General features: G+C 57.0%; 17 protein-coding genes. 6 read left to right on the top strand and 11 right to left on the bottom strand.

From position 1 onward, the window contains the following. Positions 1–4: 4 nt before the first annotated feature. The 6 genes from astB to NLU14_RS05000 are packed head-to-tail and all read right to left on the bottom strand — an operon-like array spanning position 5 to position 7,701. Positions 5–1,345 carry an N-succinylarginine dihydrolase gene (gene astB, locus NLU14_RS05025; RefSeq protein WP_275705077.1) on the bottom strand — a complete coding sequence of 447 codons (1,341 nt, stop codon included), beginning with the start codon at positions 1,343–1,345 and terminating at the stop codon, positions 5–7. A gap of 13 nt (positions 1,346–1,358) precedes the next feature. Further along, positions 1,359–2,834, bottom strand: coding sequence for a succinylglutamate-semialdehyde dehydrogenase (astD, locus tag NLU14_RS05020; RefSeq protein ID WP_275705076.1), 1,476 nt, complete (start codon positions 2,832–2,834; stop codon positions 1,359–1,361). A gap of 5 nt (positions 2,835–2,839) precedes the next feature. Beyond that, a complete protein-coding gene (gene astA, locus NLU14_RS05015) occupies positions 2,840–3,886 on the bottom strand; it encodes an arginine N-succinyltransferase (RefSeq protein ID WP_275705075.1) in 1,047 nt (348 codons plus the stop codon). Between the two features lie 28 nt (positions 3,887–3,914). Further along, entirely contained in the window at positions 3,915–4,931 is a 1,017-nt protein-coding gene (locus tag NLU14_RS05010) for an arginine N-succinyltransferase (RefSeq protein WP_275705074.1), read from the bottom strand. A gap of 50 nt (positions 4,932–4,981) precedes the next feature. Next, a complete protein-coding gene (locus NLU14_RS05005; protein ID WP_275705073.1) occupies positions 4,982–6,199 on the bottom strand; it encodes an aspartate aminotransferase family protein in 1,218 nt (405 codons plus the stop codon). 50 nt (positions 6,200–6,249) lie between these two features. After that, positions 6,250–7,701, bottom strand: a complete 1,452-nt coding sequence (locus NLU14_RS05000) for an exonuclease domain-containing protein (protein ID WP_275705072.1) — start codon at positions 7,699–7,701, stop codon at positions 6,250–6,252. A 206-nt stretch (positions 7,702–7,907) separates the two neighbouring features. Between NLU14_RS05000 and NLU14_RS04995 the strand changes: the two genes are divergently transcribed. Beyond that, on the top strand, positions 7,908–9,053 hold the full coding sequence (locus NLU14_RS04995) for a DcaP family trimeric outer membrane transporter (protein ID WP_275705071.1): 1,146 nt from the start codon (positions 7,908–7,910) through the stop codon (positions 9,051–9,053). Between the two features lie 664 nt (positions 9,054–9,717). Here NLU14_RS04995 and aceF read toward each other — a convergent pair. Next, on the bottom strand, positions 9,718–11,400 hold the full coding sequence (aceF, locus tag NLU14_RS04990) for a dihydrolipoyllysine-residue acetyltransferase (RefSeq protein WP_275705070.1): 1,683 nt from the start codon (positions 11,398–11,400) through the stop codon (positions 9,718–9,720). A gap of 10 nt (positions 11,401–11,410) precedes the next feature. After that, a complete protein-coding gene (gene aceE / locus NLU14_RS04985) occupies positions 11,411–14,080 on the bottom strand; it encodes a pyruvate dehydrogenase (acetyl-transferring), homodimeric type (protein WP_275705069.1) in 2,670 nt (889 codons plus the stop codon). A 643-nt stretch (positions 14,081–14,723) separates the two neighbouring features. On the opposite strand from aceE, the gene NLU14_RS04980 reads away from it, so the two are divergent. Continuing rightward, the gene (locus NLU14_RS04980) at positions 14,724–16,088 is read left to right on the top strand and encodes a KamA family radical SAM protein (RefSeq protein WP_275705068.1); all 1,365 of its coding nucleotides are present in this window, start codon (positions 14,724–14,726) and stop codon (positions 16,086–16,088) included. A gap of 161 nt (positions 16,089–16,249) precedes the next feature. Then, positions 16,250–16,432, top strand: coding sequence for a hypothetical protein (locus NLU14_RS04975; protein WP_275705067.1), 183 nt, complete (start codon positions 16,250–16,252; stop codon positions 16,430–16,432). A 117-nt stretch (positions 16,433–16,549) separates the two neighbouring features. Here the strand turns inward: NLU14_RS04975 and NLU14_RS23085 are convergent, their stop codons facing one another. Continuing rightward, positions 16,550–16,939 carry a PaaI family thioesterase gene (locus tag NLU14_RS23085; protein ID WP_420845032.1) on the bottom strand — a complete coding sequence of 130 codons (390 nt, stop codon included), beginning with the start codon at positions 16,937–16,939 and terminating at the stop codon, positions 16,550–16,552. Between the two features lie 91 nt (positions 16,940–17,030). Next, on the bottom strand, positions 17,031–17,435 hold the full coding sequence (locus NLU14_RS04970; protein ID WP_420845031.1) for a carboxymuconolactone decarboxylase family protein: 405 nt from the start codon (positions 17,433–17,435) through the stop codon (positions 17,031–17,033). 269 nt (positions 17,436–17,704) lie between these two features. Here NLU14_RS04970 and NLU14_RS04965 point away from each other — a divergent pair, with 269 nt between their 5' ends. Genes NLU14_RS04965 through NLU14_RS04955 form a run of 3 tightly spaced genes read left to right on the top strand, consistent with a single transcriptional unit; the run spans position 17,705 to position 20,129 of the window. Next, entirely contained in the window at positions 17,705–18,535 is an 831-nt protein-coding gene (locus tag NLU14_RS04965) for an N-acyl homoserine lactonase family protein (protein ID WP_275705066.1), read from the top strand. Beyond that, complete coding sequence (locus NLU14_RS04960; protein ID WP_275705065.1) at positions 18,532–19,317, top strand: 3-hydroxybutyrate dehydrogenase; 786 nt, start codon at positions 18,532–18,534, stop codon at positions 19,315–19,317. Before NLU14_RS04965 ends, NLU14_RS04960 begins: the two co-directional genes overlap by 4 nt. A 23-nt stretch (positions 19,318–19,340) precedes the next feature. Beyond that, the gene (locus NLU14_RS04955) at positions 19,341–20,129 is read left to right on the top strand and encodes an SDR family NAD(P)-dependent oxidoreductase (protein ID WP_275705064.1); all 789 of its coding nucleotides are present in this window, start codon (positions 19,341–19,343) and stop codon (positions 20,127–20,129) included. A gap of 123 nt (positions 20,130–20,252) precedes the next feature. On the opposite strand, the gene gabD is transcribed toward NLU14_RS04955, so the two are convergent. Further along, positions 20,253–21,713 carry an NADP-dependent succinate-semialdehyde dehydrogenase gene (gene gabD, locus NLU14_RS04950; protein ID WP_275705063.1) on the bottom strand — a complete coding sequence of 487 codons (1,461 nt, stop codon included), beginning with the start codon at positions 21,711–21,713 and terminating at the stop codon, positions 20,253–20,255. Positions 21,714–21,758 lie beyond the last annotated feature (45 nt).

Here is a 21,758-nt window from a genome sequence, read left to right as displayed (position 1 = left end):
TCACTCAAAGCTGAAAGTCGTATATGGACCCAAGCCCCAGAATCCCCGTCAGCTCATCAAGCGCCTTGCGAACCTCCTCCAGCAACATCGGGTCACCCAGGTCACCCTGCGACAGTTCCTCCCGGTAATGCGCCTCCACCCAGGTTGTCAGCCGCTCATATAGCGCATCGGTAAGCAATACCCCATGATGCATGGCCTTGAGTTCGTCGTCGTTCAACACCACCCGCAACCGCAAACACGCCGGCCCGCCGCCGTTGCGCATGGACTGTTTGACGTCGAAAACCTCCACCGAGGTAATCGGGCCTGCGTCTTGCACCAGTTCATCAAGATAGCGACTGACCGAGGCAATTTCCCGGCACTCTCCCGGCACTGCCAGCATCATGCCATCCGGTGTGTTCAGTAACTGGCTGTTGAACAGGTACGAGGCTACGGCGTCTTCCAGCGGCACCTGTTCACTGCTCACCCGCACCGCTTCCAGTTCCGCACCGGTCAGGCGGGAGCGGATGTTGGCCAGGACGGTTTCTTCCTCCAGGAACGCCAGTTCGTGGTAGAACAGGGTATTGCCATTGCCTACCGCGATAACGTCATTGTGGAAGACGCCGGCGTCGATGGCCTCGGGGTTCTGCTGGGCGAAGACCACATGGCTGTCTTTCAGGCCGTGCAGCCGGGCGATGGCCTGGGAGGCTTCCAGGGTCTGGCGGGCGGGATAGAGTTTGGGGGCCGGGGCCTTTTCGTTGAAGGCAATCTGGCCGTAAACAAACAGTTCCACGCCCGGTTCGCCGTAACCCGCGCACAAGCGGGTGTGGTTGGCCGCACCTTCGTCGCCGAACTGGCTGACTGATGGCAAGGACGGGTGGTGGGCAAACCAGGATTCATCCGCAAAGATGGATTTCAGGGCCCGGCCAGTTACACGATGCTCAATGGACCGGTGGAACTTGGCGCTCAGGTTGGCCGGGGTGAAGTGTACACGGTGATCAGCCGTGTCCGCGCTCGGCGAGACCGTCGCGGCATTGGCCGTCCACATGGTCGACGCCGAGGAGGCAGCTGCCAGGATGGAAGGGCTCTGGTCAGCAGCGGCGCGGAGGATGTCGCTGTCCGAGCCACTGAAACCCAGTGCCCGCAAGGTGGGAATGTGTGGGCGCTCATGAGGCGGAAGCACCCCCTGCACGAAGCCACGGTCCGCCAACCGTTTCATCTTGGCCAACCCCTGCAACGCTGCTTCCTTGGGGTTGGACACCGAGCGAACGTTGGACTTGGAGGCCACGTTGCCCCACGACAACCCGGCGTAGTTGTGGGTCGGCCCTACCAGGCCATCAAAGTTGGCTTCTACCGCGTGCTTGGCCATGTCTTGTTTTCCATCAATCGAAATTTAATCCTGGTGCAAGGCTTTCCGGCACTTCACTCTTCTTCGCTTCCAGCGAGGCCATGGGCCAGGCGCAGTAATCAGCGGCGTAATAGGCGCTGGGGCGATGATTGCCGCTGGCGCCAACACCGCCGAACGGAGCCGCACTGCTGGCGCCGGTCAATGGACGGTTCCAGTTTACGATGCCGGCACGCACTTCGTCGGCCAACCGCTCATAGAGTTTGTGGTCATCGGTCAGGATACCGGCAGATAGCCCGTAACGGGTGTTGTTGGCCAACTCCAGGGCCTCGTCAAAGCTCTTGTACCGGTAAACCGTCAGCAGCGGCCCAAAGAACTCCTCATCCACCAGGTCCAGGCCGGTGGCATCCACGATACCCGGCGACAGCAGGCCGGTGCCTTCCCGCAGCCGTTTCATTTCCAGTAGCGACTTGCCACCTTGCTCCAGCAGGCTCTTCTGGGCCGCCAGCAGCTTATCGGCCGCCTCCGACGAGATCACCGAGCCCATGAACGGTTGCGGGTCAGCGTCGAAATCACCCACCTTTATGCGGCTGACCACTTCAGTGAAACGTTCCAGGAACTGGTCACCCTTGGTGCCTTTGGGCACCAGCAGACGGCGGGCGCAGGTGCAACGCTGGCCGGCAGACAAGAAGGCAGACTGCAGCGCATGGTGCACGGCGCCATCCACGTCATGGATGTTCTGTACGATCAGCGGGTTATTGCCGCCCATTTCCAATGCCAGGATTTTCTCGGGCTGGCCGCCAAACTGTTTATGTAGCAAATGCCCGACAGTGGAGCTGCCGGTAAAGAACAGCCCGTCCACGCCGGGGTGTGAGGACAGGGATTTGCCAGTTGACGCCGCCCCCTGAACCAGGTTAATCACGCCCGGGGGAATACCGGCCTTTTCCCAGAGCTTAACAGTCACTTCGGCGACACCGGGGGTCAGCTCGCTGGGCTTGAACACCACGGTATTGCCCGCCAGCAAAGCCGGTACGATGTGGCCATTGGGCAGGTGCCCCGGAAAATTATACGGGCCGAAGACGGCCACCACGCCATGGGGGCGATGCCGCAATACAGCGTGGCCACCGGCAACGTCGGACTCGGAATGGCCGGTGCGGTCATGATAGGCATTGACGGATATTCCAATCTTGCCAATCATCGCCGCCACTTCGGTGCGGGATTCCCACAGGGGCTTGCCCGTTTCCGATCCGATCTGGTGCGCCAACTCCTCCTTGTGCTCTTCCAGCAGTTTACCAAACTTCTCCACCAGTGCCTGGCGCTCACTGAACGGGCGCTTGCGCCAGTCAACAAACGCATTGCGGGCCTCTCGCACGGCGGCGTCCACGTCCTCGATGCTGGCGCTGACGCCATCCCAGATCGTGTCACCGGTAACCGGCTGGAGGGATTCGAAAAAGTCGCCATGGCCTTCCAGCCAGAGTCCGTCAATAAACAGTTGGCCTGTCAGGTTTGCCATAATCATTACCTCCTTCCGGTATCTTTCAATGGGGCTAGCCGCACACGGTCGCCGGACTCCACTTCCAGCACCTCCGCCACTTCAGCCGGGACACTGACAGTATCGAGCCCGATACACTCGGCCGGTATGGTGGTTACCCGAAAGTCCCGGAACGAGCGGTTGGATATCATCACCTGCTCTTCCGCCGGCACGTTCATATCCAGCGGCTTCTTGCGGATCATGACATGGCGGCTGATGCCCTCGCGCACGGTGCGGACGTTGTGAATGAATGCCTCAACCACCGGGCCACCGTCGAAGATGTCCACCATGCCATTGAAGTTGAATCCTTCCGCCTGCAGCATTTTAAGCGCAGGCGCGGTGTTCTCGTGTACCTGGCCAATCACTGCCCGGGCCGCATCTGGCAGCATGGGCAGGTAAATGGGGTATTTCGGCATCAGTTCCGCAATAAACGATTTGTTGCCAAGGCCTGACAGCATGTCTGCCTCGCTGAATTCCATGTCAAAGAACTTGCTGCCCAGGGCATCCCACAATGGGCTCTGGCCGTTGTCGTCCGACACGCCCCGCATCTCGGCAAACACCTTCTCGGAAAAATGTTTCCTGAAATCGTCCAGGTACATGAAACGGCAGCGGGACAGCAACAGGCCGGTTCCACCACCCCGGTGGGAACTCGACAGCAGCAGCGAACAGATCTCGGTGGTGTCCGTCATGTCGTTGGACAAATGCAACGTGGGCGTGCGTACATGCACATCCAACTCGCGGGATGCATTCACGGTAACGCTGAGCCGGTAATTGTAGAACACCTCGTCCAGGCCAACCCGGGCCTGTATACCGCTGATACCCACACACCGCTTCAATTCAGTGTCTTCCAGGGCAAACAGGTAGAGCCCCGCTTCCGGGGCGCAGCGCTGGTTGAAGGTTTCCCGGGCATGGTTGATTTTCTTCGTTAGCAGTTCCCGGTCCGCGGGCAAGGTGGTCAGCCCCTTACCGGCCCCCTCCGCCATCGCGTAAAGGGCGTCCAGATCGTTTTCCTGCAAGGGTCGGATTACCAGCATTCCGGCCTCCTGTCTGTGATTGCCCTGCTCATAACGGCGTAATCCTTACCTTGTCACCGGAACTCCTGCCCAGGCATTCCCAGGTTTTTAGCGGCACCTTCACTTCGCCCTGAAGGCTCTCGGTGAGCGTGGTCAATGTGCAGCGAAAGCCTTCACCCTCACCCCCGGAAATCAGGCACAGCTCGCCGTCGTCGGTATTGGCAGCATGCAAGGTTTTCGGGTGGCTGGTGACAACAGACTTGAGTGCGTCGGTGCGGGCTTCCAGAACCGGCCCGGCATCAAAGATATCGAGATAACACCCTCCCCGGAACCCTTCCTGCTGAAGCAGTTTGAAGGTTGCACGGGTTTGGGTATGGGGCTGCCCCAAGGCTTCCCGGGCAGCCTGGCTCAATAAGGTGACATAGATCGGGTTGGGTGGCATGAGTTCTGCAATAAAGGTTTTGCTCAGCAGACCGGAATACTGATCCGCGGTTTCAAAATCCATGTTAAAGAAGTGCCGCCCCAGACTGTCCCAGAAGGGAACCTTGCCGTCGTCGGTTTGTACCCCCTGTATTTCCACGACAACCTGGTCCGTGAACAGTTCACGATGGCTCGCAATGAACAACATCCTGGCCCGGGACAGCAGCTCAAACGCATCGCTACCGCGCAACTCGGGTGTAATCGTGAATGAGCACAGCAGAGTGTGGTCCGTCAGCGCATGGGAGGGGTACAGGACTTCCACCCGGCGGGAAGTGCCCAACTCATGGGACGCATGGATAAGCGCGTCCTGCCGGTAATTATAGAAGGGTTGGCCATTGCCCGCCCGGGCGTCAATCCCGGACACACCCTGAACTTTGCCAGTGCTGGCTTCTTCCAGCACAAACAGGAACCGTTTAGGCTCGTCGGCCTTGTTCGTGCCGGCAAAGGAACGGGCGGATTGTTCAATCTTGGCGGACAGCGCGTCCTCTTTTTTGGGCAGGGTGGATGACATCCGGGGGCCCTGGCCCCCGGCGATGTCGAGTATGTCGTTCAGGTCACCCGGCTGAGCCGGACGTACCAGCCACATAGGCGGCTCCCCTATTAATGTCTGTGGTTAATGTCCTTGCCTGACGCCTGCTATTTGCCACAAACCTTTTTCACGCCAGCCTCAAACCGTGCCAGCGCTTCGTCAATATCCGGCTCCGGAATAATCAGTGACGGCGCCAGTCGCACCACGTTGGGGCCGGCAATCAACACCATCACGCCCTCATTCAGACCGGCGTTGAGGAATTCCTTGGCCTTGCCCTTCCACTCGTCAGTCAATACGCAACCGAGCAGCAGGCCGGAACCGCGAACTTCGCTGAAAATGCCATAGCGCTCACCGATGTCCATCATGCCTTTGCGCAGGTGGTCGGAACGGGCCGCAACACCCTTGAGGATGTCCGGCTGGCTGACGGTGTCAATCACCCTTTGGGCAACGGCACACGCCAGCGCATTGCCGCCGTATGTGCTGCCATGGGTGCCAACACCCAGACTTTTGGCAACTTTCTGAGTGGTGAGCATGGCCGCCACCGGGAATCCACCACCGAGGCCCTTGGCCGTGGAGAGGATATCCGGCGTGACATCGTACATCTGATAGGCGTAAAGGTGGCCGGTACGGCCAACGCCGGACTGGACCTCGTCAAACACCAGCAGGGCATCGTTCTCGTCGCAGAGCTGGCGCAGGCCCTTCAGGAACTCAGGATCGCCAGGCATTACCCCGCCCTCGCCCTGGATAGGCTCCACCACCACGGCGCAGGTCTTGTCTTTGGAGATCAGTTTTCTGACCGATTCCAGATCATTGAAGTCGGCATGGTGAATCCCCCCCGGCGACGGCTCGAAACCTTCGAGATACTTGGGTTGCCCCCCTACGCTGACGGTGAACAACGTGCGCCCGTGGAAAGAGCTCTTAAAGGAAATGATTTCGTTCTTATCCGGGCCGAAATGCTCCCAGGCATACCGACGGGCCAGTTTGAACGCGGCCTCGTTGGCCTCGCCACCGGAGTTGGCGAAGAACACACGTTCGGCGAAAGTGAGGTCGCACAGGGTTTTGGCCAGCCGCAGCGCGGGCTCGTTGGTCATCACGTTGGACAGGTGCCAGATCTTCTCGGCCTGTTCCATCAACGCGCCCACCAGGCCCGGATGAGAGTGTCCGAGACAGGTCACGGCAATGCCGCCCGCCAGGTCCACATATTCCTTACCTTCCTGGTCCCACACGTGGGAGCCTTCGCCCCTCACCGGGATCACCGAGCCCGGTGCGTAGTTGGGGACCATTACTTCATCGAACAATTCACGGCTGACAGGTTCTCTGTTCATCGGTGTCTCTCAAACAAAAACATGAAAAGATACGTTTAATCATACGCCACTCAGGGCATGAGCACATCCGGCGCGCCCACCGCATCCAGTTCCAGAACCTTCAGCGACCGACCATCCTGCCCCATCAGGGCCTTGACCACCAGTTTGTAGGAATCCAGGTCAAAATTGACGGCCTGGCCCCGCAACGACAGATCTTCCAGCTCATCCATTCCATGCAGCGTTGCAACGTGCATCCAGTTATAGACCACCAGGATATCGGTCCTGCCGGTTTTGTCGTTGTGCTCCACCACACCCACGGGGCCTTTCCAGGGCCAGGTTTTCAGGCGCAGCCCGTGGAACGCGATCTGTACCCTCAGGTTGTACTTCACCACATCCTCGCCACCGTCACAGGCGCCCTTGCAGCGGCCGAGGGAACGCTGGAAGCAAGGGCCGTCGTCATCCGGCTCCAGCCCCAGCAACTTGTTGCACAGGTCGTTCTTTGCGGCGATGCCACTGAGCGCTTTCTCGGCGTCCTTTTTACTGCGAAACAGACCAAAATAGTCGCCCAGCCGGTGTGGTTCAATCTCCCACACCAGACGCGCCTGCAAATAGCCCGACGCGTTCTCCGTCAGCTCAATACTCACTAGGTTCTTGGCCGCCCGGGAGCGCCGGTTAAACAGCGGCTTCAACTGCTTTATCTGCTTTAATTCAAGCAGTAACGCGCCCAGCTCGCCAGCGGTTTCTGTCCAGTCCACCCGCCGCAGGCTCTCGGACATGCGGATGCCACGGCTGGAATTGTGATCACCAGAGAAGTGAGAGGCCACACGCTGGGCGATGTTAGTACTTTTACCTACGTATAGAAGCACGTCGTTTTCGCCATAGAACCGATAGACCCCGGGCCCGCGCGGAAGATCCTGAAGCATATCCGTGGGCAGATTGGAGGGAATGCTCGGCCGCTGGAGCAGATCACGGATCGCCACCTCCATGGCATCGCTTCCTTTCTCCGTCAGTGCACGATCAAAGAACGCCATCATCGCGGAGACATCCCCCAGCGCACGGTGGCGCTGAACCTGCCCAAGGCCGTGGCGCTCAATCAGGGCATCCATATTGTGACGGCGGAAGCCAGGATACAGCTTGCGTGACAGCTTCACGGTGCAGAGCACCTTTGCTGAAAACAGCAAACCCAGGCGCCGGAACTCGGCTTTAATAAAGCCGTAATCAAAACGGGCGTTGTGGGCAACAAAAATAGTGTCCTTCAACTGGCCCTCCAATTCCCCGGCAATGTCCGCAAATACCGGCGCATCCGCCACCATGGCATTGGAGATGCCGGTCAGGCTCTGGATGAACGAGGAAATCCGCGTTTCCGGATTGACCAGCGTCTGCCACTCGCCCACGACCTGCCCGGAACGCCAGAAACGGATACCAATCTCCGTAATCCGGTCATGGGAGGCATTGCCGCCAGTGGTCTCAATATCGAGAAAAGCGAAAGTGGCAGAGCCAAGAATTTGAAAATTTTTCGTCATGGGAGATAGGTACGCAAAGCCCGAAATAGCCGATGTTCTGCCCTACTGGCGCGGGGAAATAAACACAATCCTCAAAAAGTTCCCCTAACCCACCGATTTCGTTGTATAGACATTCGTCTAATTAATGCAAGAATTTATTTGAAATGTCATGGATTCGTAACTACTTTGAAATGGGTCCAACAAAAATAAGTGTGGAGACAACAAAGATGCAAAGCAACAAACTGAGAATGGCAATTCGATCAACGGCTGCGGTAGCAATTCTGGGGGTAGCTGCGCAGGCAAATGCAATCAGCTTTGAAACTGGTGGCTACCAAACCGACATCTACGGCTATGGCCGCCTCAACGCTTCCTACGATATTGACAGCAACCAGGCGCTGAGCACTCGCTCTGGTTCCTACGATGGCCTTGTAAACAACGACGATGCAGCCGACGGCCACTTCGGCGCTGACGCATTCCAGAGCCGGATTGGCCTGAAAACCGTAACACCGGAAGGCGTTACAGTTAATGTGGAAGGTGACTTCCGCGGCGGCGGTGGCGGTTCGCTTCGTCTGCGCCATGCCTATGGTGAGTACAATGGCGTCCTGATGGGCCAGACCTGGTCTAACTTCACAAGCTTTGTAGGTAACACCTCGACGCTGGACTTCGACTCTCTGCCAGGCCTTGCCGGTTATCAGGGTCGTGTAGCTCAGGCTCGTTACACCACTGGTCCTCTGTCGTTCTCTCTTGAGGATCCGCAGAACTCTCTGCTTGATCCCACAGGCGCTTCCACAGACACAAAAGATGGCCTTCCAGCGATCACTGCTCGCCTGCAAGACTCTCAGGGCGGCCTGTCATACTCCGCTGCCATTCTTGCGCATCAAGTCGGTTACGACACTGGCACGGAAGACGAGAGCTCAATGGGGTTCGCCACCTTCGGTGCGCTGAAGATGGCTCTGAGCGATATGATCACCATCCAGGGTACACTGTCCTACACTGATGGTGCTAACAGCTTCCTGTACCGCTCAGGTGACAACTTCGGTGCTGCAAGCGCCTATGTTGACCCAGCATCTGGTGATGTGGAAACCATCTCCGGTTACGGCGGTTCGGTTGGCGCGGGCTTTAACCTTGGCGGTGGTCGCAGCATCAACGTTGGCTACGGCATGGTCGAAGTTGACTGGGATGATGCTGAAGATGACGGTGTAGCCGTTGGAGACCAGAGCGAATCCAACTCTGCTGTCATGGCCAACTACCAGTGGACTCCGGTCAAAAACGTCATGATGGGCGTTGAATACCAGTTCCTGAAACGTGAAAACGTCAGTGGCGACGACGGCGACGCAAGCCGCCTGCTGTTTGCCGCTCAGTACAACTTCTAAACCTTTTAGAAGTTAACTCTACAGAGACCCCGGCTTCGGCCGGGGTTTTTGTTTGTGGCCACAAGAACTACTCCCGCGCCCACGCCTGCAACAACGCAAAATCCCGCTCATCCTCCAGCACCACATTCCCCGGCTCGCCGATATGGCGGCGATCCATCATCACGCTCCCGGTAATAGAAAGCCCCGTGCCGCCCTCGGCCCATGTCCGGTAGAGCCGTGGCAGATCCCTTCGTCACACGGTTATCCATCGTACCCAGGGTTTCACTCATGGCGGACTTGGCAAAGCGATTGGAAGTCACCGCCCCGTTTTTCAGGGTCAGTGGCTGGGAAAGAAGTTCGACGCCGTTCATTGATCGGCCTCCGTAGGATGCCTGAGTTGTCTGAAGGCGAGCCCCGATCATGGAGACAAACAGAAGCGCTGCATTGGCCGGAATGCCGAGAAAAATCCAGTTACCAACAAGTCTGCAGCAGAAACAAGTGGAGGATGGCGATATCACAGAAGGTAAAACAAGCGAGGCCGGTAAGGTTACTCAGAACCGTGGAGCGCCAAGGATGGCGCGACCGAGCCCTACAGGGACGTATTCACGGGCGTGTTCTGAATAACCTTACCGGCCTCGCGACCGCCCCATAACCCGCAGGCTACAAAGGCGGCCATACACCGAAGTCAAAGAAGAAGAGAGCGAATATCCCCCAACAACTGACTCAACAGGGAAGTAAACCGGGCCGCATCCGCCCCGTTCACCGCCCGGTGATCATAAGACAGCGACAACGGCAGCATCAGGCGCGGCTGGAAAGCCTTGCCGTCCCAGACCGGCTTCATCGCCGCCTTGGAGACACCAAGAATCGCCACCTCCGGCGTATTCACAATCGGCGTAAACGCCGTGCCACCGATACCACCCAAGCTGGTGATGGTAAAGCAGGCACCCTGCATCTCCGCCGGCTTCAGCTGCTTGTCCCGGGCCTTCTGGGCCAGGTCCGCGCTTTCCGCGGCGAGCTCCCAAAGCCCCTTCTTGTCCACATCCTTGATCACCGGCACCATCAGCCCGTGAGGCGTGTCCACCGCAATCCCGATGTGAATGTACTGCTTGCGGATCACTTCCTTGCGGCCCATGTCCAGCGACACATTGAACTGCGGCAACTCCGCCAGCGCCGTGGCACAGGCCTTCAGCATGAACGGAAGCGGTGTCATTTTCACACCTTTCTTCTCGCCCGCCGCTTTCTGCGACTTGCGGAAGTCTTCCATGTCGGTGATGTCCGCATCCTCAAACTGGGTCACGTGAGGCACGTTCAGCCAGCTGCGTTGCATGTTGTTGGCCGTGGCGAACATCATCCGCGACATGGATTCGCGTTCAATCTCACCAAACTGGCTGAAGTCCGGCAGTTTCACACCGGGAATACCGGCACCGCCACCAGCCACTGTGCTGCCCTGCTGCGTCTGCTGCAGCTGGCTCTTCACATAGGCCTGCACATCATCCTTGAGGATGCGGTTTTTCGGGCCAGAGCCCTTGATAAGGGTCAGATCCGCGCCAAACTCACGAGCGAGCTTGCGTACCGCCGGGCCGGCGTGAACCTTGGTGCCCGGCGTGGGCGGCTCATAGGTAGTTGACGGTTGCGCCGGCTTTGGTTCAGCGCTCTTGCCCTTGGGCTCGGCCTTGCCTTCCTGCCTGTCGTCACCCGAAGACTTTTCTGAACCAGACGACGCTGCTTCCTCGTCGCCCTCTTCACCGCCTTCTTCCACAACCGTCATTTCGACCAGATCGAGACCTTCGGAGATCTTGTCACCTTCGGCCACCAGAACCTTGCCGATCTTGCCAGCGTATGGAGACGGGATCTCCATGGTGGCCTTGTCGGATTCCACGGTGACCAGCGCGTCGTCAACTTCAACCTCGTCGCCCTCGCTGACGTTGATCTCGATCACCGGTACGTTGTCGAAACCATCCAGCGCTGGCACCTGCACGGTTTCCTTGCGGGAACCGCCGGTTTTTTTCGGCGCGGGCTTTTTCTCTTCCGCCTTGCCTTCGGACTTGGCTTCAGCCTCCTCATCCTTGCCGGAGCTGGCTTCTTCCTCGGAACCGGAGTCCTTGTCGTCATCCGACCCACCGGCGTCGCCGCTGGCCTCCATCATGCCAACAACGTCGCCTTCCTTGACCTTGTCACCCACCTTGACGGTGATCTTGGTGATCTTGCCGGCACCGGGCGACGGCAATTCCACCGACGCCTTGTCGGATTCCACCGTCAGTATCGGATCTTCTTCCTCAACCGAATCCCCCTTGCTGACGAGCACTTCAATAACCTCGACCTCGTCTGCACCGCCGAGATCCGGAACCTTGATTTCCTGTTCACTCATGGCGGTCTCCTTAGCTCAGCACCGGGTTCGTTTTGTTGCGATCGATTCCGTACTTGCGCATAGCCTCGAGAACCACGTCATTCTTGACTTCACCGTCCCGTGCCAGAGCCGCCAGCGCGGTCACCGCCACGTAGTAGCGGTCCACCTCGAAGTGGCTCCGCAGTTTTTCGCGGGTATCACTGCGGCCAAAGCCATCGGTGCCCAGGGTCAGGTAGGTTTTCGGAATGTAGGCACGCACCTGCTCGGACAACAGCTTGATGTAGTCCGTGGAAGACACCACCGGCCCCTGCTGGTTCTCCAGGCACTGAGTGATGTACGACTTCTTGGGCGTGTCGTCCGGATGCAGGCGATTCCAGCGTTCAATGTGCAGGCCGTCCCGGGCCAGTTCGTTAAAGCTGGTCACGCTCCAGACATCACTGGCCACGCCAAAGTCGTCCTTCAGCAGTTCTGCGGCGGCACGCACTTCGTTGAGGATAGCGCCGGAGCCCAGCAGCTGAACCCGTGGGGTTTTCTTGCGTCCCTTGGTTTCGACGGAATCCAGCAGGTACATACCCTTGATGATGCCGTCTTCCACCTTCTTGCCTTTCGGCATGGCGGGCTGCTCGTAGTTTTCGTTCTCGATGGTCAGGTAGTAGAAGACGTTCTGGTTGTCTTCAAACATCTCCTTGATGCCATGCTGAACCACCACCGCCATCTCGTAACCGTAAGCCGGGTCGTAGGCCTTACAGCTGGGGATGGTCTGCGCCAGGATATGGCTGTGGCCGTCCTGGTGCTGCAGGCCTTCACCATTGAGCGTGGTACGCCCGGCGGTGCCACCCACCAGGAAACCACGGGCCTGGATATCACCAGATGCCCAGGCCAGGTCGCCAACACGCTGGAAGCCGAACATGGAGTAGAAGATGTAGAACGGTATCAACGGGAAGTTGTTGGTGCTGTAGGAGGTCGCTGCCGCCATCCAGGCCGCCATGGAACCATCCTCGTTGATCCCTTCCTCAAGGACCTGACCTTTCTTGTCTTCCTTGTAGTACATGATCTGGTCACGGTCTTCCGGTACGTACTTCTGGCCTTCCGACGTGTAGATACCAAGCTGGCGGAACATGCCTTCCATACCAAAGGTACGGGCTTCGTCCGGTATGATCGGAACCACACGCTTACCGATACGCTTGTCCTTGGTCAGGGCCGTCAGCAGGCGCACGAACGCCATGGTGGTGGAGATCTCACGGCCATTGGAGCCTTCCAGCAGGTTCTTGAAGGTATCCAGCGGCGGTGTCTGCAGCGGCTGGCAGTCCTTGCGGCGCTTGGGATAGAAACCGCCCAGCTCCTGCCGGCGCTTGTTCATGTAAACGATTTCCGGGCTGTCCGGCGCCGGCCGGTAGTACGGCACGTCCTTCAGTTCTTCGTCCTTCAGCGGCACTGCAAAACGGTCGCGGAAGGCCTTGAGCTGCTCGATATCGAGCTTCTTCAGGGAGTGCGCGGTGTTCTGGGCTTCGCCCGCCTTGCCAAATCCATAGCCCTTGATGGTGTGGGCCAGGATGACCGTCGGCCGCCCGCCATTGTTGTGGATGGCGTGGTGATAGGCGGCATAAACCTTGTAGGGGTCGTGACCACCGCGGTTGAGTTTGTTGATGTCCTCGTCGGTGAGATTTTCCACCATCTTGGACAGCTCCGGGTACTTACCGAAGAAGTGCTTGCGAGTGTATGCCGGGCCGTTGCTCTTGAAGTTCTGCAGGTCGCCGTCCACGGCTTCGTCCATAACACGCTGCATCAGGCCGTCCTGGTCTTTCTCGAACAGCGGATCCCACATGCGGCCCCAGACGACTTTCAACACGTTCCAGCCGGCCCCCCGGAACACACCTTCCAGTTCCTGGATAATCTTGCCATTGCCCCGTACAGGGCCGTCCAGGCGCTGCAGGTTGCAGTTAACCACGAAGATGAGGTTGCTGAGATTCTCGCGGCCGGCCACAGAGATGGAGCCCAGGGTTTCCGGCTCGTCGCACTCACCGTCACCGACAAAGCACCACACCTTGCGGTCGCCCATGTCGATCAGCTCGCGGCTGTGCAGGTACTTCATCACGTGGGCCTGATAGATGGCCTGGATCGGGCCCAGGCCCATGGAAACCGTGGGGAACTGCCAGTAGTCCGGCATCAGCCAGGGGTGCGGGTAGGACGACAGGCCGTCGCCGTCAACCTCTTCCCTATACTTGTCCAGTTGCTCTTCGTCAAAGCGGCCTTCCAGGTAAGAGCGGGCGTAAATGCCAGGCGAGGAGTGGCCCTGGAAATACACCAAGTCCGATTCCCGTTTCTCGTCACCGCCGTGGAAGAAGTAGTTAAAGCCGACATCGTACAGCGTGGCTGCCGAGGAGAATGAAGACACATGCCCGCCCAGTTCACCCGGGCGCTGATTGGCCCGCAGTACCATGGCCATGGCGTTCCAGCGGATCAGCGAGCGAATACGTCGCTCCATGAACAGGTCACCCGGCATACGGGCTTCCTGGGTCACCGGGATGGAATTGCGGAACGGCGTGGTAATGGAATACGGCAACTCGGTGCCGTCGCGGCTGGCTCGTTCGGAGAGCCTTTCCAAAATGTACTTGGCGCGATCAACGCCCTCCTGTTCGATCAGAGACTCCAGCGCATCCAGCCATTCACTGGTCTCTATGGGATCATCGTCCTGGTACATCAAACCTCCCCTTGGCATAAAAAGTGCGGCGCGTGCCACGATCAGCAGCTGAGCGCCTTGCAGTATCGATAAGCTGCGATGGAATGCAGAACGTTTTATTGTGGGTATTCGCCTGTCAGTTACCTTGAACAAGCATAGAACACGATTGCCAGTTTTACTGCCTGAAGCGCCCTTGCTTCATCTGGCTTTTGGCCTGGCAGAGCCAGACAGCAATCTCGTACCGGCCGAACCATCCCGAATATCTCGTAGTATTTTTACTACATTTCGGGGTGTAAATTCAATTCTTGAGGAAATTCCACGAAAGCCTGCCGGACTATTTCGGTTACTTACGCAAGAATGGCGCCTTTTTCTTCCTCAAACAAGCATGTTCAGACCAATGTCGTAGGTTTCCTATCAAACCCGAAAACGTTAATACGCTAAAAGAATAACGGCCAGAAGATTCACCCAAAGACTGAACGGCGGCCATTATTATCATTTATTTTCAATGAGTTGAAGCGCCAACAAACAGCCTCACCATGACATCTTTGATTAGACCTGAAAATAATTTTAGATTTATGTATACTCGCCTGCCCGTTTTTTAACCAGCGGAGCGGTGGCGAGCCCCACTCTCCCGAATTTGGCGCATAACTAAAGAGGGCGATCTATGAACTCCATCGTCACGTTCCCGAACCGCATCCCCACGGCAGAGTTCGAAGAGCGGCGTTTCAAGGTCTACACAGACCGCCAGCTCGACAAGATCGACGTTATCCAGAATCTCCCCGAAGAGACACTGTTTGAAATGAAGGTGGTGGCCAGCGTGCTGCCCTTCCGCGTTAACGAGTACGTGATCAACGAACTGATCGATTGGAACAAGGTTCCGAACGATCCGCTCTACCAACTCGTCTTCCCCCAAAAGGGTATGCTGAAGGATGAGCATTACGAGCGCATGGCAAAGCTGCACCGGGAAGGTGCCGACAAGAAAGAGATCCAGGCGGTGGCGAAGGAGATTCGCGACGAGCTGAACCCACACCCCGCCGGCCAGATGGAAATGAACATGCCGGAACTGAACGGCGAAATTCTGGACGGCGTTCAGCACAAATACCGGGAAACCGTGCTCTTCTTTCCTGCCCAGGGCCAGACCTGCCACTCCTACTGCACTTTCTGTTTCCGCTGGGCGCAGTTCGTGGGTGACAAGGACCTGAAGATGGCCAGCACCGAAGCGGAAAAGCTCCACGGCTATCTGCAGGAGCACACCGAAGTCAGCGACCTGCTGGTGACCGGCGGCGACCCCATGGTGATGAAAACCAAGAACCTGGTGCAGTATCTGGAACCGCTGCTGCAGCCGGAGTTTGACCACATTCAGACCATCCGCATCGGCACCAAGGCCCTCACCTTCTGGCCGTACCGTTTCGTGACCGACAAGGACGCGGACGAACTGATCGACCTGTTCGCCCGCCTGGTGGACGCCGGCAAGCACGTTGCCATCATGGCCCACTACAACCATTGGCAGGAAATCACCACCGATATCGCGGAAGAGGCCATTCGTCGCCTGCGCGCCACCGGTGCCGAAATCCGCGCCCAGGGCCCGTTGATCAAGCATGTGAATGACAATGCCGACGACTGGGCAAAGCTGTGGGACAAGGAAGTGCAGTTGGGCATCATCCCCTACTACATGTTTGTGGAGCGGGACACCGGTGCCAAGAACTACTTTGAGGTACCGTTGGTAGAGGCATTCAACATCTACCGCGAGGCCATGAAGCAGGTCTCCGGCCTGGCCCGTACCGCCCGTGGTCCGTCAATGAGTGCCGGCCCGGGTAAGGTTGAGGTGCAGGGCATCACCGAGATACACGGCGAGAAAGTGTTCGTGCTCCGGTTCATCCAGGCCCGCAACCCGGACTGGGTGCAGCAGCCCTTCTTTGCCAAGTACAGTGAAACGGCTACCTGGCTACATGAGCTGGAACCGGCCCTTGGGGAAGAGAAGTTTTTCTTTGAGGATGAGTATGAAGAGATGAAAAAGGGTAACGGTTAACCGCCATCTTTGATTCAGCGGCCCCCGACGGGGCCGCACCGCCCCGTACCCTGTGGCAAGGAGGCACCCAATGATCAGACAACACACCCTTCGTTTCTGACTACTGCTATGGCAACCGGCTGAAGATTTACTCTGGAAATGCCCACGGCGCCCTGGGCGAAATGACTCGCAGGCTGACTGCCAACCAGTCACTCACGGAAACGCTCGGGCTCGACCAGACCGCTGCCTGCCTGGTGATAATGCGATCCTGCCAGTCCGACACCGGGCTCCACATTGGCCGGGCACTGCCCTCTCGCATAATCGATGGCGGCCACTACAGCGCTCTATCGTCGATCTGGGATTGACTCCAGCCTGATAGACACCGACACAGATTATGTAATTGAAGGCTGCTCCGAGAGTGATTGCGCACCCGTAATCATTCAATCGGACCTTAAGCGAGTATTTCTGGTGTCCAGCCGCGTTTATTGCAATGAGAGACTGTGACGACGGAAGCTACCGGAGGCTGTTGCCACGATGACGCCCTCATCACTTATTAGCTCCGCTTCTGAGAAGAAGATTCTCCTCCCCCCACCTACCCTCCGGGCCCTGGCTATGAGGCACCCCCTTGTAGCCTTAACCATAAAGTGAACTGTGAGAGATACAGTCGCTGCACGCACCTCTTCTGACTCGGAGTTTGAATAAGAGCCACTGTACCCACAGGCCACGTCTAATAGCGTCGCAATGACACCGCCCTGTAACGAACCTTGGGTATTCAGATGATGAGGGGCAATTTCCAGCTCCCACTCACAGAGCCCGTCCTCCCATTTTCTAAGATGCGCTCCGAGCAACGCTAGAAAAGGATTGTCGAGCATTGTGAATACCTATTATGCTTCAGTTGGTATTAAAACGGGCAGTGCATCAGCTCCGGATGCACATTTACGCCCTTGGCAGGAGCCGAAGAGACTACTCTTCTGCATCAATTTCCTTGAATACTTCTACCACCGCCTTTTGAGCATCCAAGGCTGCCGGTGCTCCACAGTATATTGCCACTTGTAGGACCACCTCTCGGATCTCTTCACGAGTAACACCATTATTCAGGGCTCCTCTGAGGTGAATTCGCATCTCATTCGGACGATTCAGAGCAGCCAACATCGCGAGGTTCAGGAAACTGCGAGTGCGGCGATCGAGTTGGGGGCGACCCCATACTTCACCCCAGCACCATTCCGTAATCAGTTTTTGCAAAGGCGCAGTCATATCATCTGCAGCGGCCACTGAGCGATTGACATAGGCATCACCCAGAACTTCACGCCGGATTTGCAGACCTTTTTCAAACAACTCACCCTGGAACTCTGGACGATTAGACATCATTCACCTCCTTAACATCACGAAAATATTGGCTAGGGTACTGGCATGCCGGAAAACGCCAGGCAGCTATGCAACTTCATACCTTTCCGGGCAGTCATCCCATGGACCCATCCTGGTTGCATTGTATTACTGTATTATTGTATGTTGCAAGAAAGAGGGAAATGCTGCCTCATTTAATCGGTAGCTCGAAAATCCTTCCGTCCAGTCGATACTTGGTATAAACAGTGTGCGCCTCACGCCTTGAGGCCGTAATCACAATAAAGGGCGTTTTTATGAACAATCACGCGACCTCATCCAGCAGTAACCCCGCGCCGTTTGAGCTTTACGCGATTCGCTATGCCAACCATAGCAACCGGAAATCCAGCGACAACATGATCGGCGGGGATCTTCACGAGGAAGGCTCGGACCTTGACTACTTTGTTTGGGTAGCGCGGCGTGCTGGCGAGGTTTTTCTGATCGATACAGGCTTCGGGAGAGAAGCGGCAGCCCAGAGAGGGCGCACCCTACTTCAAACCCCCGCAGAAGCGGTCGCGCTGCTCGGAATCGATGCTGCCGAAATCAGGCACGTGATACTAACCCACCTTCATTACGATCATGCTGGAACTCTTTCCGACTTTCCTGCCGCCCAATTTCATGTGCAGGACAGCGAAGCAGCCTTTGCTACCGGTCGGTGCATGTGCCACGACTTTCTCCGGGCCCCCTACGATGTCGAGGACGTGGTTTCTTTTATCCGCCATGTATACGCTGACAGAGTCAAGTTCCACGACTCGGATGTCGAGTTAGCCGAGGGCTTGTCCCTTCATCGAGTCGGAGGGCATACAGCGGGCATGCAAATGGTTCGGGTCTGGACGAAGCGGGGCTGGGTGGTGCTCGCTTCAGATGCATCACACCTCTACGCTAATTTCCAGAGTCGTAAAGCTTTCCCGGCGGTTTACCACTTGGGAGAACTTCTGGAAGGATATGGCGCAATGGACCGCTTGGCCGATAGTGCGGACCACATCATTCCGGGGCACGACCCCCTTGTCATGCGTCTTTACCCTACCCCTTCGCCAGATATGGAAGGTGTAATTGTGAGCCTCGATGTGGAGCCTGAAAAGCTATGACTCTGAAAGGAAAGTGCGCCCTGGTAACAGGTTCAAACTCAGGGCTGGGATACGCGGTCGCTGACAGTCTGGCAGCTGCAGGGGCGAATATCGTCCTGCACGGTCTGTGCCTGGACGAAGAAGGCGAGCGCACGGCTCATCAATTAGCAGAGACCCATGGCCTAGACGCCATTTATGTTCGCGCGGACCTGCGGCACGTCTCGGAAATCGAAAAGATGGTGGCCACAATAAAGGATCGTTTTGGTTCCATCGACATCCTTGTAAACAATGCGGTGATGCGCCATTTCTCCCCGATCGAAGAATTCACAGCGGAAGATTGGAATGACTCCATCGCCGTTAACCTGTCGGCTGCTTTTCACCTCTCCCGTCTCTCTATCCCTGGGATGAAGGCAGGGAACTGGGGACGCATAATTCACATGGCATCCATATACAGTGAACGCGGTGCGGAAAATCGCGTTGATTATGTCACCACTAAAACCGGGCTACTGGGAATGACGCGTGCCATGGCAGTTGAGCTGGCTCAGACCGCCATAACATGCAACGCAGTGTGTCCGGGAACGGTAGCCACGCCAGCTATCAATGAACGCATAAGGGAGATTGCTCGAGATAAAGGCGTGGCGGTTGCCGAGTCTGAGCAGGAGTACCTGGCGACACGAAATCCTACCGGACGGTTTGTTGCTGCGGAAGGAGTAGGCGCATTGATAGCGTTTCTTTGTAGCCCTCAGGCCGCGGATATAACCGGAGCGTCACTACCCATTGATGGTGGTTGGCTCGCGAAATAACTACTTGTTATGGGAACAATCGTATGAGACTGGAAGGTAAAACCTGCCTAATAACTGGCGCAGCAGGCGGCATCGGACTAGCCATGAGTCGGGCGTTTATAGCCGAAGGTGCGCACGTTGTAATGACTGACCTTGCCAGCTCTCAACTGGAGCAGCAAGCTCAGGAACTTCTCGCAGCTGATGCCACGGGTGCAACAGACCGTTTGCTGGCACTGGTGATGGACGTGACAGATCCGGCGTCCATCAAGTCAGTCTACAACGCTCTGGTGGAGAAAAAATGGCCTGTGAACGTACTTGTCAACAATGCCGCAGTTATCACGGTAGGCAACCTACTCAACACGTCGAACGAGGACCTCAACCGCGTTTTCAAAGTCAACGTGGAAGGTCTACTCAATGTCACCCGAGCCTTTCTGCCGGCAATGATAAGCGCAGGGAGTGGCAACGTATTGAATATGGCGTCGCTGGCGGCTGTTCGCGCCATGCACGACCGGTTTGCCTACGGGGCCTCCAAAGCTTCAATCCAGATGATGACGCGCTCCATTGCGGTAGACTTCGTCAGCCAGGGCATTCGCGCCAATTGCATATTGCCCGCCCGCGTTCATACAGATTTTATCGAGGGATATATCGAGCAGTATTATCCCGGAGAAGAGGAATCCCGCATGGAGGAGTATTCCAGATACCAGCCTATCGGCCGGATGATCAAGCCGGAGGAGGTGGCGCACGCAGCCGTATATCTCTGTTCTGATGAGTCCGCAATGGTTACGGGTACAAGCATGCTGATCGATGGCGGTGTTATGGCAGGTGACAACTAGGCCTGACTCGCCGTAAGCTCCACACATGCTCAGCGTTGGCATGGCTGGCTCCAAAATAATCTGGAGCCGGCCATAAGATAAGCCGGCGAGATTGCACTTCAGTGTCGGATATTTCTTGGCAGCTTATAAACCCTCTATTCCTCCTAGACACAGATACTTTATTTCCAGGTAGTCTTCAATGCCATACCGGGAGCCTTCACGGCCCAGTCCTGAGGACTTTATGCCGCCAAAAGGTGCCACTTCGGTGGAAATAAGGCCTGTGTTGATGCCGACCATCCCATATTCCAGAGCCTCAGCCACACGGAACACACGGCCAAGATCACGAGCGTAGAAATATGAGGCCAGCCCAAACTCAGTGTTGTTGGACATGGCAACCACTTCTGCCTCGTCCTTGAATCGAAATAATGGTGCGAGCGGACCAAATGTTTCTTCCTTGGCGACCAACGCAGAAGCCGGCACGTCAGCAAGAATGGTTGGCTCGAAGAAACAGCCTCCCAGGGCGTGGGGTTTGCCACCAGTGACCAGTCTGGCTCCTTTGTTCAGAGCATCATCAATGTGCTCCTGTATTTTTGCGAGTGCCTTCTGGTCAATCAGTGGCCCGGCAGTGACGCCTTCCTCCAGGCCATTGCCAACCTTCAGCTTGGCCACAGCCAACTTCAGCTTTTCAGTAAACGCCTCGAATACACTATCCTGCACATAGAGGCGGTTTGCGCAGACGCAGGTCTGGCCATTATTGCGGTATTTGGAGACTAGGGCGCCCTCGACTGCAGCGTCCAGATCAGCATCTTCAAAGACGATAAACGGCGCATTCCCCCCCAATTCGAGAGAAACCTTTTTGATGTCTTGACTGCACTCGGCCATCAACTGACGACCTATATCCGTCGATCCGGTGAATGATAGTTTGCGCACAATCGGATTGCCGGTCAGTTCTTGACCAATATCCCCTGCGCTTCCGGTCACAACATTCAGAACGCCTCTGGGGATACCGGCACGCTCTGCCAGCTCGACCAAAGCCAATGCAGAGAGCGGTGTTTGCGATGCCGGCTTGAGCACCATGGTGCACCCCGCAGCCAGCGCCGGACCAGCCTTCCGGGTGATCATTGCGGCCGGAAAGTTCCACGGCGTAATCGCCGCCGTAACCCCGATTGGCTGTTTGATCACGATCAGCCTTTTGTCCGACTGATGGCCGGGAATGGTATCGCCATAAACTCGCTTGGCTTCCTCAGCAAACCACTCGATAAAAGAGGCTGCGTAGCTGATTTCACCTTTGGCTTCGGCCAACGGCTTGCCCTGCTCCAGAGTCATCAGTAAGGCAAGATCATCCTGATTTTCCGTGAGAAGCTCGAACCAGCGGCGCAATTTATTCGAGCGCTCCTTGGCGGTAAGCCGCCTCCAATCAGGGAGGGCTCGATTGGCCGCGCCAATGGCACGACTCGTTTCGGTCGCGCCCATCCTGGGTACGCTGCCGATGATCTCTCCGGTAGCAGGATTGCTGACTTCGATAGTCTGCCCGGTGTCGGCATCCAGCCAGGTGCCGTCAATGTATGCTTGCTGGCGAAAAAGCTTGGAATCTTCAAGTTTCATTGCGGTTTCCTTATCAGTAAGGCCAAGCGGCGCGTCTGGTCAGGC

The sequence above is a fragment of the Marinobacter iranensis genome, assembly GCF_029207565.1.
In the GTDB taxonomy this organism is placed as follows: domain Bacteria; phylum Pseudomonadota; class Gammaproteobacteria; order Pseudomonadales; family Oleiphilaceae; genus Marinobacter; species Marinobacter iranensis.
The sequence above is the reverse complement of the archived record's forward strand: the minus strand, read 5'-3'. Positions and strand labels throughout refer to the sequence as shown.

Coding starts and splice junctions, on each gene's coding strand:
- astB (WP_275705077.1), bottom strand. CDS start 1,345: ATGGCCAAGCACGCGGTAGAAGCCAACTTTGATGGCCTGGTAGGGCCG.
- astD (WP_275705076.1), bottom strand. CDS start 2,834: ATGGCAAACCTGACAGGCCAACTGTTTATTGACGGACTCTGGCTGGAA.
- astA (WP_275705075.1), bottom strand. CDS start 3,886: ATGCTGGTAATCCGACCCTTGCAGGAAAACGATCTGGACGCCCTTTAC.
- NLU14_RS05010 (WP_275705074.1), bottom strand. CDS start 4,931: ATGTGGCTGGTACGTCCGGCTCAGCCGGGTGACCTGAACGACATACTC.
- NLU14_RS05005 (WP_275705073.1), bottom strand. CDS start 6,199: ATGAACAGAGAACCTGTCAGCCGTGAATTGTTCGATGAAGTAATGGTC.
- NLU14_RS05000 (WP_275705072.1), bottom strand. CDS start 7,701: ATGACGAAAAATTTTCAAATTCTTGGCTCTGCCACTTTCGCTTTTCTC.
- NLU14_RS04995 (WP_275705071.1), top strand. CDS start 7,908: ATGCAAAGCAACAAACTGAGAATGGCAATTCGATCAACGGCTGCGGTA.
- aceF (WP_275705070.1), bottom strand. CDS start 11,400: ATGAGTGAACAGGAAATCAAGGTTCCGGATCTCGGCGGTGCAGACGAG.
- aceE (WP_275705069.1), bottom strand. CDS start 14,080: ATGTACCAGGACGATGATCCCATAGAGACCAGTGAATGGCTGGATGCG.
- NLU14_RS04980 (WP_275705068.1), top strand. CDS start 14,724: ATGAACTCCATCGTCACGTTCCCGAACCGCATCCCCACGGCAGAGTTC.
- NLU14_RS04975 (WP_275705067.1), top strand. CDS start 16,250: ATGACTCGCAGGCTGACTGCCAACCAGTCACTCACGGAAACGCTCGGG.
- NLU14_RS23085 (WP_420845032.1), bottom strand. CDS start 16,939: ATGCTCGACAATCCTTTTCTAGCGTTGCTCGGAGCGCATCTTAGAAAA.
- NLU14_RS04970 (WP_420845031.1), bottom strand. CDS start 17,435: ATGATGTCTAATCGTCCAGAGTTCCAGGGTGAGTTGTTTGAAAAAGGT.
- NLU14_RS04965 (WP_275705066.1), top strand. CDS start 17,705: ATGAACAATCACGCGACCTCATCCAGCAGTAACCCCGCGCCGTTTGAG.
- NLU14_RS04960 (WP_275705065.1), top strand. CDS start 18,532: ATGACTCTGAAAGGAAAGTGCGCCCTGGTAACAGGTTCAAACTCAGGG.
- NLU14_RS04955 (WP_275705064.1), top strand. CDS start 19,341: ATGAGACTGGAAGGTAAAACCTGCCTAATAACTGGCGCAGCAGGCGGC.
- gabD (WP_275705063.1), bottom strand. CDS start 21,713: ATGAAACTTGAAGATTCCAAGCTTTTTCGCCAGCAAGCATACATTGAC.